6 protein-coding genes and 2 pseudogenes are annotated in these 11,711 nt (G+C 64.9%); 5 read left to right on the top strand and 3 right to left on the bottom strand.

Annotated features, from left to right (window positions below; all coding sequences use genetic code 11):
* Positions 1–94: pseudogene (locus WA702_RS06280) on the bottom strand (N-acyl homoserine lactonase family protein); the annotation flags it as partial.
* A 356-nt stretch (positions 95–450) separates the two neighbouring features.
* Between WA702_RS06280 and WA702_RS06275 the strand changes: the two are divergent.
* The 4 genes and pseudogenes from WA702_RS06275 to WA702_RS06260 all read left to right on the top strand — a co-directional run bounded on the left by WA702_RS06275 (position 451) and on the right by WA702_RS06260 (position 6,639).
* Positions 451–1,989, top strand: a complete 1,539-nt coding sequence (locus tag WA702_RS06275; protein WP_425109669.1) for a caspase family protein — start codon at positions 451–453, stop codon at positions 1,987–1,989.
* A 160-nt stretch (positions 1,990–2,149) separates the two neighbouring features.
* Positions 2,150–2,410 (top strand): annotated as a pseudogene (locus tag WA702_RS06270) (OmpA family protein); the annotation flags it as partial.
* 159 nt (positions 2,411–2,569) lie between these two features.
* Positions 2,570–3,496: an efflux RND transporter periplasmic adaptor subunit gene (locus WA702_RS06265; protein ID WP_425109668.1), complete on the top strand. Its 927-nt coding sequence runs from the start codon at positions 2,570–2,572 to the stop codon at positions 3,494–3,496.
* The gene (locus tag WA702_RS06260) at positions 3,496–6,639 is read left to right on the top strand and encodes an efflux RND transporter permease subunit (protein WP_425109667.1); all 3,144 of its coding nucleotides are present in this window, start codon (positions 3,496–3,498) and stop codon (positions 6,637–6,639) included. The genes WA702_RS06265 and WA702_RS06260 overlap by 1 nt, the downstream gene beginning before the upstream one ends.
* A gap of 15 nt (positions 6,640–6,654) precedes the next feature.
* Here the strand turns inward: WA702_RS06260 and WA702_RS06255 are convergent, their stop codons facing one another.
* A complete protein-coding gene (locus WA702_RS06255) occupies positions 6,655–8,220 on the bottom strand; it encodes a glycosyltransferase family 39 protein (RefSeq protein WP_425109666.1) in 1,566 nt (521 codons plus the stop codon).
* Positions 8,221–8,698: 478 nt separating this feature from the next.
* Positions 8,699–9,373 (bottom strand): Crp/Fnr family transcriptional regulator, encoded by a 675-nt coding sequence (locus WA702_RS06250; protein WP_425109665.1) that lies wholly within the window; start codon positions 9,371–9,373, stop codon positions 8,699–8,701.
* Positions 9,374–9,692: 319 nt separating this feature from the next.
* On the opposite strand from WA702_RS06250, the gene WA702_RS06245 reads away from it, so the two are divergent.
* Positions 9,693–11,711: AsmA family protein (locus WA702_RS06245; protein WP_425109664.1), on the top strand; the 2,019-nt coding region annotated here is incomplete at its 3' end.

The raw sequence follows: 11,711 nt of genomic DNA, 5'->3' as shown, positions 1-11,711 counted from the left end.
TGTCATGCGGATCGGGCTGCAGGAAGTTCATGTGCGGCGTGCGCGGCGACATCGTCGCATAGCGAAGCGCGTAGATTTCGGCGGCGTTTCCCATTCGTTGTTCTCGTTGATTGCAGATGTGGGACGGGCACCAAGCCATTGCCGATCGCAAAGGTCAACGATCGGGCCGCGCGCCGGAGGCGGGATGCTACATGTGAGACCTGTCACATTCTGCCGTGCGGGAAGGCGGCATAGTCGGGTCAGCGAGCACGCGGTCGAACGGCCGCGTTGCACTGATGACACAGGACGACCATGCGAGGCACAGGACAATGACGCGCGCACGTGATTTCTGCGACATTCCAAGCGGTTGACGCGCCATCACCGCGATTTGATAATGCAGTTTGCGTCGGGTAAGGTCACCGCGGCGCAAGCCGGACGCCGCCTGTTGCTGACCGCTGGACCGCCATCGTGATGACGTTTCGCCTGCTATTGCTGCTCTCCCTGCTGGTCTCCGCCGCCGTCACAGCGCCCTCGTTCGCGGCGGGCGACCGCGTTGCTCTCGTGATCGGCAACGCCAGATACCCCGACGCGGATACGCCGATGAAACAGCCGATCAACGATGCGCATGACATCGCCGACGAGCTGAAGCGCGACGGCTTTAGCGTCGACATCCAGGAGAACGCGACCGGTGACGCGATGCGCCGCGCCTTCGATCGGCTGTATGGCAAGATCAAGCCGGGTTCGGTGGCGCTGGTGTTCTATTCGGGCTTCGGCATCCAGTCGAACCGGCAGAGCTACATGATCCCGGTCGATGCGCAGATCTGGCAAGAAGCCGATGTGCGTCGCGACGGCCTGAGCCTGGAGGCCGTGCTCGGCGAGATCAACAGCCGCGGTGCGGGGGTGAAGATCGCGCTGATCGATGCCTCGCGCCGCAACCCGTTCGAGCGCCGCTTCCGCACCTCCTCGGCCGGTCTCGCGCCGGTGATCGCGCCGAGCGGCACGCTGGTGATGTATTCGGCCGCGCTGGCCTCGGCGATATCGGACAATGGCGGCGACCACAGCCTGTTCGTACAGGAGCTGTTGAAGGAGATCCGCGTTCCCGAGCTCACCGCCGAGGAGACGCTGAACCGCACCCGCGTCGGCGTCACCCGCGCCTCGCGCAGCGAGCAGGTGCCCTGGATATCGTCCTCACTGGCGGAGGATTTCTCCTTCGCCCCCGGCTCGGGTAACCGCCCGAGCGTCCCGGCCGAGGCCAACATCACGCCGCCGGCGCCACTTCCGTCCCCGCTGCCGCCCAGCCCAAGTCCGAGCCAGGTCGCGGTCGCGCCGCCCGCACCCCTCGCTCCGCCGATGCCGAGCCCGCTTCCGGCGCAAAAGATCGAAAAGCCCGCGTCGCCTCAGCCGGCATCTCCTTCCGTGGCATTGGCTCCGCCTGCGCCCATCGCTGCGCCGGCTCCGTCGCCGAGCAATCCGCCGGCCGTCAACGCCCTGCCGTCACCGCAGGTCGCGCTCGCGGATGATCCCGCCATCAAGGACCTGAACGATAAGCTCAATGCCAATCCGGCGGACGCCGCATTGCTCTATCGGCGCGGCCAGCTCTATGCCAGCAAGGGCGCCTATCCGCTCGCAGTCAAGGATTTCGACGCCGCCATCCAGCTCAATCCGAAGGATGTCGAGGCGCTCAACAACCGTTGCTGGGTGCGCACCGTGACCGGCGATCTGCACGGGGCTCTGAGGGATTGCAACGAGGCGCTGCGACTGCAACCGAATTACGCCGATGCGCTGGACAGCCGCGGGCTGGTCAATCTGAAGAGCGGCGCCACCAAGAATGCGCTCGCCGATTTCGACGCGGCCCTGAAACTCAATCCGCGTCTCATCTCGTCGCTCTATGGTCGGGGCCTCGCCAGGCAGCGCAACGGCGCGGCCGAGGCCGGCGCGCAAGACATCGCCACCGCCAAGGCGATGGATCCGAACATCGCCAAGGACTACGAAAGCTACGGCGTCCGCTGAGATTGTGTGCATCGCGGCCGGCGAGGGTCGAACCCTTGGCCGCGCCCGCAAGACAAACGGCCGGTGGTCATTGCTGCGGGCCGGGCCTGCGGTGTGGCCGGCGAGCTGCATCGCTGGCGCCGCGGAGGAGAGAGCGACAATGACGGGTTTCGAAGCCAAGACGACCGCGACGGTCGCCGGCCACACCGACGCTGCCGGAACCGACACGTACAACCAAGATTTGTCGGAGCGCCGGGCGGATGCCATCAAGCGCTACCTGGCCAAAAATTTTCATATCCCCGGTTCCGACCTCGTCACCGTGGGCTATAGCAAGAGCAAGTTGAAGGATCCGGGCCAGCCGCTCGCGGAGGCCAACCGTCGCGTGCAGGTCGTCAACCTGCAGAGCAGAACCGCAGCCAAGCAGCCTGACAGGTGGACGTGAGGGAGACAGCGGTTCTGGTGGCGAAGATGCATCCGTCCAACAGGAGCAAGCGCACTGCGTGTTTGACGAGCGATATCGGCGCCTCGTTCGATTTTCTGTTCGAGGTCCGGGCGCGACCCGTCGTTTTGCTTGTCTCATCCTGCCAGGATTGATCGGCCGATGAAGCTTTCCGAGACCCTCAAGCCTGTCAGCATCGCTGTGTTCGTGGTCGCGCTGCTCGGCGGCTATTATTGGTTTGAGCACCGTGCCCATCCCGTGCCGAAGGAGCCCCGGATGCAGGCGCTCGTAGTGGTCGCCAAGGCGGTCAACGGCTGCTTCTCCGATCTTGTGCGCGTGACCGGTTTCGTGGTGGCACGGCGCGAGGCCGTGGTCGTTGCCGATCAGGAAGGCTCCAAAGTCACCGACGTGCTGGTGAAGGAAGGCGACACCGTCACCGAGAACCAGGAACTGGCGCGCCTGACCCCGCCGCCGCCCCAGCCGGGCATGCCGGCTACGCCGACGGGCAAGCCGGTGTCGTTGCGGGCGCCCGCCGCCGGAATAGTCACGGAGGTCAAGACCATCGTCGGCGCGCCGGCCTCGCCGCAGGCCGGTCCGATGTTTCGCATCGCCGTCAACAATGTCCTCGAGCTCGATGCCGAGGTGCCGAGTGTGCACCTGTTGAAGCTCAATCCGGGCGCCACCGTGCGCATCAGCCGCGACGGTGCACCGGACATTATCGGCCGGGTCCGCTCGGTGTCGCCGCAGATCGATCGCACCACGCAACTCGGTCATGTCAAGATTTCGCTGACCAGCAATCCGCAGCTCAAGGTTGGCATGTTCGCCCGTGCCAGCATCGACGCCAAGCGCAGTTGCGGCGTTGCGGTGCCCAACACGGCGATCGATCACCTCACGATCCAGGTCGTGAAGGGTAATGTGATCGAGACCCGCAAGGTCAAGGTCGGACTGGTGTCGGATGCCTCGACCGAAATCCTCGAAGGCCTCGACGTCGGCGAGATCGTGGTGGCTGATGCCGGCAGCTCGCTGCATGATGGCGACGAGGTCAAGACCATGTTCGCCGAAGATCTCGATCGCGCGCAGGTACGCTGATGGCATTGAACATCTCGGCATGGTCGATTAGGAACCCGCTGCCATCGGTCGTGTTCTCGATCATCCTCCTGATCCTCGGCTGGGTCAGCTTCACCAAGCTCGCGGTGACGCGGCTGCCCAATGCCGACATTCCGGTCATCTCGGTCGCGGTGTCGCAATTCGGCGCTGCGCCGGCCGAGCTCGAATCGCAGGTCGCCAAGACCATCGAGGATGGCGTCTCCGGCGTCGAAGGCGTCCGCCACATCTCTTCCACGATTACCGACGGTCTCTCGGTGACGACGATCCAGTTCGCGCTGGAGACAAACACCGACCGCGCTCTGAACGACGTCAAGGACGCGGTGACGCGGGTGCGCGCCGACCTGCCGCAAAACGTCACCGAGCCGCTGATCTCGCGTGTCGACAAGATCGGCTTGCCGATCGTCACCTATGCCGCGATCTCTCCCGGCAAGACGCCGGAGCAGCTCTCGTTCTTCGTCGACGACGTGGTCAAGCGTGCGCTGCAGGGCGTGCGCGGCGTCAGCTCGGTCGAGCGCATCGGCGGCGTCGAGCGCGAGATCCAGGTCTCGCTCGATCCCGACCGGCTGCAGGCGATGGGGCTGACCGCGGTCAATGTCAGCCAGAGCCTGCGTGGCACCAATGTCGATCTGGCCGGCGGCCGTGCGGAGATCGGCAAGAATGACCAGGCGATCCGCACGCTCGCCGGCGCCAAGACGCTGAACGATCTCGCCGGCACCATGATTCCGCTGTTCGGCGGCGGCGAGGTCCGGCTCGACGATCTCGGCACCGTCACCGACACCATCGCTGACCGCCACACCTTCGCGCGCTTCAACGGCGAGCCGGTGGTGGCGCTCGGCATCAAGCGCGGCAAGGGCGCCAGCGACGTCGTCGTCGCCGCTGCCGTGCAGAAACGCATCGATGCGCTCAAGACCGCCTATCCTGACGTCGACCTGAAGCTGATCGACACCTCGGTCGACTTCACCAAGGGCAATTACGAGGCCGCGATCTCGACCTTGTTCGAAGGTGCGATCCTCGCCGTCGTCATCGTGCTGTTGTTCCTGCGGGACATCAGAGCCACCGTGATCGCGGCGATCTCGCTGCCGCTGTCGATCTTCCCCGCCTTCTGGGCGATGGACCTGTTGGGCTTCTCGCTGAACCTGGTCTCGTTCCTGGCCATCACGCTATCGACAGGCATCCTGGTCGACGATGCCATCGTCGAGATCGAGAACATCGTCCGCCACATGCGGCTGGGCAAGACGCCCTATCGTGCTGCGTTAGAGGCGGCCGATGAGATCGGGCTTGCGGTGATCGCGATCAGCCTCGCCATCATCGCGATCTTCACGCCCGCGAGCTTCATGTCCGGTATCGCCGGGCAGTTCTTCAAACAGTTCGGCATCACGGTGTCGGTGCAGGTGTTCTTCTCGCTGCTCGCCGCACGGTTCGTGACGCCGATGCTGGCGGCGTATTTCCCCAAGCATCACGCCCATGACGAGCCGCCACCGGGCCGCATCCTGCGCGCCTATCATCGCGTCGTCCGCTGGTCCGTGGGGCATCATTACATCACGGTGGCGATCGGCCTCGTGATCTTCGCAGCCTCGATCTGGAGCATCAAGCTGCTGCCGGAAGGCTTCCTGCCCGCGCAGGACACGGCGCGCTCGCTGATGGCGCTGGAATTGCCGCCCGGCTCGCAGCTCGCCTACACGGAAAAGGTCACCGAGGATATCGTCGCGCGCCTGCGCCAGCGGCCCGAGGTGCGCAGCGTGTTCGTCGACGGCGGCCGCTCGCCCTCCGGCGTCATGGAAGTTCGCCGTGCCTCGCTGATCATCAACTACACGCCGAAGACCCAGCGCAAGATCACCCAGCGCGAGCTGGAGCACGAGATCAGCGATGAGCTCGACAACGTCCCGGACATCCGCTTCTGGTTCCAGGACGAGAACGGGCTGCGCGCGATCTCGCTGATCGTGACCGGCTCGGACAGCAACATCGTCGACAATGTCGCGGATGAGCTGGCCTTGCAGATGAAACGGATTCCGAGCATCGCCAACGTGATCGCGGAGACGTCGCTGGACCGGCCCGAGCTGCGCATCCAGCCGCGCGCAGATCTCGCCGCCCGCCTCGGCGTATCGACCGAAAGCCTGTCGCAGACCATCCGCGTCGCCACCATCGGCGATGTCGCTCCGGCGCTGGCGAAGTTCGATGCCGGCGGCCGGCTGGTGCCGATCCGGGTGCAGCTCGAGGATTCCGCGCGCGCCAATCTGAAGACGCTGGAGCATCTGCGCGTGCCGCTCGGCGCGCATGGCGAGAAGGGCGGCGTGCCGTTGTCTGTGGTCGCCGATGTCAAGCTCGACCAGGGGCCGACCAGCATCAACCGCTATGATCGCGAACGGCAGGCGACAGTATCGGCTGACCTCGTCGGCTTTGCGGCGCTCGGCGACGCTACCAAGCAGATCTACCAGTTGCCGGTGATGAAGACCCTGCCCAAGATCGTGAAGGTGAGTCCATCGGGCGACGCCGAAAGCCTCAACGAATTGTCGGACGGCTTCATCACGGCGATGACGTCGGGGCTGATGATGGTCTACGCGGTGCTGGTGCTGCTGTTCGGCACTTTCCTGCAACCGATCACCATCCTGTTCTCGCTGCCGCTGTCGATCGGCGGCGCGATCGCGGCACTGCTCTTGACCGGCAAGCAGCTCACCATTCCGGTCTCGATCGGCATCCTGATGCTGATGGGTATCGTCACCAAGAACGCGATCATGCTGGTGGAGTTTGCGATCGAAGCAATCAACGCCGGCAAGCCGCGCGACGAGGCCATCGTCGACGCCGGCATGAAGCGGGCGCGTCCGATCGTGATGACGACCATCGCGATGGTTGCCGGCATGATACCGAGCGCGCTCGCGGTCGGGGCCGGCGGCGAATTCCGCTCGCCGATGGCGCTCGCGGTGATCGGCGGCCTGCTGTTTTCCACCGTGCTGTCGCTGGTGTTCGTGCCGGCGATGTTCATGGTGATGGACGATGTCGGCTCGCTGTTCGCGCATCTCGGCCGGCGCGTGATCGTCTCGTCAGCCGCCCATGACGCAGCGGCACAGGCGGAGCGGAAGGACGGCGAGGGGCCTCCGCCGTCGGTCATGTCGCCAGCAGCGGAGTAGGCGAGCGGCCCGACGTCAGTTGATGGCGGCTCGGGCGCGGCGCTTGGCGCTGAATTCGTCGACGACGCTGCGGCTGGGCGGCCGCATCGGCGGCTGCTCCGCGACCGGCGGGATGATCAACGCGATGAAGCCCTGGGTCGCGCCTGAAAGTCCGAGCAGCTCGGATTGCAGCACGAAATCGGACCGGACGACATGGCGCTCCTCGGCCACCGCGCGCTCCATCGCTCTCACGCATTGCAGATCGGTGTCATAGCAGAGCGCGGCCCAACCCTGCGCGGAGCGGTTACCGCCGGGCTGCGGCTGTACATTCGCGGTCAGCAGGCGAGGGTCATAGACGGGATGGTCGGGACTATAGAAGGCGGCTGCGAACGCCAGCCCCTCGTCGCCGCCGACGGCCGGCAGCGGCGTATCGGACAGCGCGTGCCAGCGGCGGGTGAGCTCGGCGATCGCGCCCTGGTAGAAGTTGCGGCCCTCGCTGAGCGGATAGGTGTTGCGATAGAGCGCATGCAGCGGTGCGGCCACGCAAGCCGCCGCCATCGCGACGCCGATCACGGTGGCGGCGAGGTTGACGGTCAGGGCGCGCGGCACTGGATAGCCGGTGCCGCAGACGATCACGATGACGAACAGGAAGATGCCCTGCAGTCCCCACAGCGGCGGCATGTCTGTTTTCAGCGCAGCCGCCGCGAGCGCCGGCAGGATCACCGTGGCGACGCTGATGACCGACAAAAGCATTACCCCCGAGGGCATGGCGCTGACATCGCGGCCGAAATTCGCGATGACGCGATAGCCGGCCATCCTGAGCCAGATCAACGCAGGCACCGCAACGATGCCGGCAATCGCCAGCACGAAGCCAGCCGCTCCGCCCAGCGCCCGACCGAACGCCTTGCCGCAATGGTGCACCATCGCATAGCTGAATGGCTGCGCGCCGGTCGTCGCCAGCCAGTAGATGTGCGGTACCAGCACCAGCAGGCCGGTGCCAGCTGCAATCCAGGGCGCACGCGAGCTGAAATAGGCGCGCCGGTCGGGGTGGCAAATCGCGGCAAGGGCGAAGCTGGCGATCAGGAAAATCGAATAGTACTTCCCCAGCATCGCAAGCGCCGCGGCCGCACCGGCCGCAATCGCCCAGCCGGTCGTGCGTGCGGCAAATGACCGCAGGAAACAGTAGGTCGCGAGCGGCCAGGTCGACAGCAGCACCGCATTGGCATTGAAGCGCTGCGCATGCAGTTGATAGATCGGCAACAGCATCAGCAGCAGCAGCACGATCAGCCGCCTGTCGCCGCGGACGAATTGCTTCACGATCAAGTCGACGATCAGCAGCGCAATCGCTGAATTGGTCAGCGCCAGCAGGTTGAACGACCAGTTGGTGAGCGGAAACAGCGAGGTCCAGGCCGCTGCGGCCCATCCCATCAGCGGCGGATGCTTGGAGGAGCCCCAGTCGAAGCTGCGGCCGAGGGTCCAGGTTTCCAGCACGTCCTGATGCAGATCGCCGCCGGCATAGGCAATGGTCAGATAGGCCATCCACAGCGCGACGAAGCCCACGATCAGCAGCGGAATCGCCCAACCTTCCTCGACGCCATCCATCAGGAGCAGCAGGAGGCTTTGCCAGGCGGGTGATGACTTCGATGAAGCCCTTGCCTGTCCTCCTCTTACCAGCAGCGCAGTACACATCAAACGTACACTCACATTGGTCGCAAGGTAAACGAATCCCTCCGCCCGCGCGCCCTCATGCGCGCGAGTGACGGTCCGTCACCACTGCCGGATTGTTCGTTTAGATTCGTTAAAAACTATTCATGTCGCAAATTTTGAGGAGTGATGGCCCAATTGCGATCATGTTTGGTGCGCGCGTACATCAAACGATGCGCGAAGTACATCTCCTGTCACGCCAGTGACTCTGAAACGCCTCTATTCAGCGTGGCGCAGCCGTGCTGCGATCTCACGCAGGTTGCTGAGATGTCCGACGCAATCGCGCTGAGGTCGCGATAGGAGCGGTGCGGCAGTACGGCCGGCACGGGATGGCCACGCGGCATCAACGTGGAAATATCGCGGCGCGCCGGTGCGTTCAGTCGTTGCGGGCGATCGCGTTGAGGCGGGGCAGGTTCTGCAGCAGGATGCGGCCGCGCTGTAGATCCAGGATGCCGTCCTTGCGCCAAGCCTGCAATTGCCGATTGACGCTTTCGCGTGCCGCCCCGACGAAGACGCCGAGCTGCTCCTGCGAGATATGGACCTCGGAGCCGAAATCCTCCGCCAATGCGCAGAGCCGCCGCGCCAGCCGGATCGGCAGCGGCTGCAGCACGGATTCCTCCATCCGCTCGCTCTGCCAGCGGATACGCTGGCACAACAGCTGGATGAGCTTGATCGCGACCTTCGGCTCGCGCTCGAGGAAGTTCAGGAATTCCTCGCGCCTGAGCACGAACAGCTCGGTCACCTCGCCCGCTGTCGCGTCCGCTGTGCGCTCCTGACCGTCGAGCACGGCGACCTCGCCGAACAGATCGCCCGGACCCATGAAGTTCAGCGTCAGGCGGCTGCCATCGGTGGCGCCGGTCTCGATGCGGATCTGGCCACGGCGCACGCCGTACAGCGCGGTCCCGGGATCGCCCTTCTGAAACAGCATCTCGCCGCCGGTGAGATGCTGGGTGTGACACAGGTTGGACAGACGTTGCAGCTCGTCGGCGCCAAGGTCCGAGAACATCGGGTTCATTTTTAGAATGACCGCAAATTCGGCCTGCTTGCTCATCACTATACCTTCGTCAAACGCGCGCCGCGGCGCGCCGGGTTTTAATAACGCGACAGTCTAGCGCATCTTGCCGGTGGTCCCGCAGATCGTATCGCGGACTCGCCTGCGACCGACGGAGAGCCGCCGGGAAAACCCCAGTTACTGAAATCGATCCGGCAGAAGTGTGTCATAAGTCACATAACAGTGCCGACCTGCTCACTATTTTGACCGTCTTGGAACGGGCCAGCGTTTGCGGGATACACTTAACCCACGGTCGGACGGCGTTCCCACCGGAACGAAGGGACGCGTGCAGCCGCTCGCGCGCGATTGGAATATCGACATGAAGGCATGGAAAATCGCGAGCATTGTGATCGTCGTCGTGGCGATCATCCTAGCGCTGCCGCTGCTACTTGGTCTGCCGATCGGAGTCTTCACTACGGCTATTCAGGACCGCGTCGAGCACGAGACCGGTTATCGAATGAGCATTGACGGCGCGGCCAGTCTCAATGTGTGGCGGTCGCTCAATGTAACCCTGACCGACGTCGCGCTCTCTGATCCCAGGGATCGCGACGGCAGCAGCCGGCTGACGATCAGCCGCATCAAGGCCGAGGTGAGCCTGTCGAGCCTGTGGTCGGGACGCCCGGAGATCAGCGATCTCTTCGTCGAGAAGCCGGTTCTCTCGGTGCCGCTGCTGCGCGAGCGGCTGCGTGACATTCCGTTGCGCAGCACCACGATGGCGAAGGGGGATGATCGCAGTCCGGTGCTGATCGATCGCCTGACCGTCACGGATGGCGCCGTGATCCTGTCCAATCTCCGCGATCGCGTGGAGGATCGCATCGATGGCATTGGCGTCAAGGCGGCGCTGTCGGCCGACAACAAGATCACGATGTCAGGCAGCGCGCACACCGGTGGGCATCCGCTGAGATTCGACATCAAAGCCGACGCGGCGTCACTGTCGGCTAGCCGCAAGCTGGTTCCGGCCGACTTCACCATCGACATGCCAGGCACGCTGCGCGCGCCGCTGTCGGGGCACGCCGAGCTGCGGCTGAACGGCAAGGTCGTGATGATCAACAGCCTGAGCGGAACGCTCGACGGCGGTGCCTTCAATGGCTGGGCGTCGATCGATGTTGCCAGCAAGCCGCTGCTGAAGCTCGATCTCGATTTCCAGCGGCTCGAGGTCGCCTCGGACAATGCCGCCGGCTCCGGCTCTCAGCAGCGATGGAGCACGGCGCCGATCGACCTGAAAGGGCTGAACTACCTGGATGCGCGGATGAAGCTCTCCGCCGCGGAATTGAAAGTTGCGGGTGCGAAGCTCGGCCCGGCCGAGGTGGAAGCGTCGCTCGCCGGCGGCGTGCTGAAGGCGACAATCGATAATCTCCGCGCCTATGACGGCGACGCGAGCGGCGAGGTCGCCATCGATGCCAGCGGCGGCAATCCGACCTATGCCGTGCATTGCGATCTCACCGGCGTGCGCGCATTGCCGCTGTTGCAGAACCTCGCCGGTTTCGATCGGCTCGATGCCAGGATGCAGGCCAAGCTGACGCTGCGCTCCAGCGGCGCCAGTCAACAGGCGATCATGTCGAACCTGGGTGGTTCGGCGTTCCTGATGTTCCAGGATGGTGCCGTCAAAGGTATCAATGTCGCACAGATGATCCGCTCGCTGACGGCGAACCCGCTGTCGGGTTGGCAAGCGGGCGAGGCGCTGTCGACCGATTTCACCCAGCTCTCGGCGTCGTTCCAGGTCGAGCGCGGCCAGGCGACGACATCGGATCTCAATCTGGTCGGCCCACTGGTCAAGGTGAGCGGCGGCGGCATGGTCGACCTCGGCAACAAGGCGCTGGCGTTGCGGGTCGAACCTAAGCTGGTGATGACCACCGAAGGGCAGGGCCGGACCTCCGATCCGGTCGGGCTCGGCATTCCCGTCGTCATCGACGGTTCATGGGCGCAGCCGCGTTTCTATCCGGACGTCGCCGGCATCCTCGATGATCCCGCGGCGGCCTATGCCAGGCTGAAGCAGATGGGGCAGGGATTGTTCGGCAAGGACAGCGCTGGGCTGGATAGGCTGATCAACGGCATCGGCGGGCTGATCGGCAACGCGGCATCGAACGGCGCTGCCACCCCCAACGCCGGCACGCCGCCGAACGCGCCGGCGACATCCGGAGCGCCCCCCGATCCGCTCGCCGGCCAGCTCGGCGCTGCAATCGGCAATTTGATCCAGCAGGGGCTGCAGCAGCAGGGCGCGAAGGGGCGTGGCCGCTCGCTGGCACCGTCTCCGTCCGATCCGGCCGGCCAGGCGCCAGCGCCGGACAATTTACAGGACGATCCGCAGGAGAGCCGGCCCATGAACAACGTGCTGAAG

The organism is Bradyrhizobium sp. (assembly GCF_049798375.1).
GTDB lineage: Bacteria > Pseudomonadota > Alphaproteobacteria > Rhizobiales > Xanthobacteraceae > Bradyrhizobium.
This window is presented reverse-complemented; position numbering and strand designations above follow the sequence as displayed.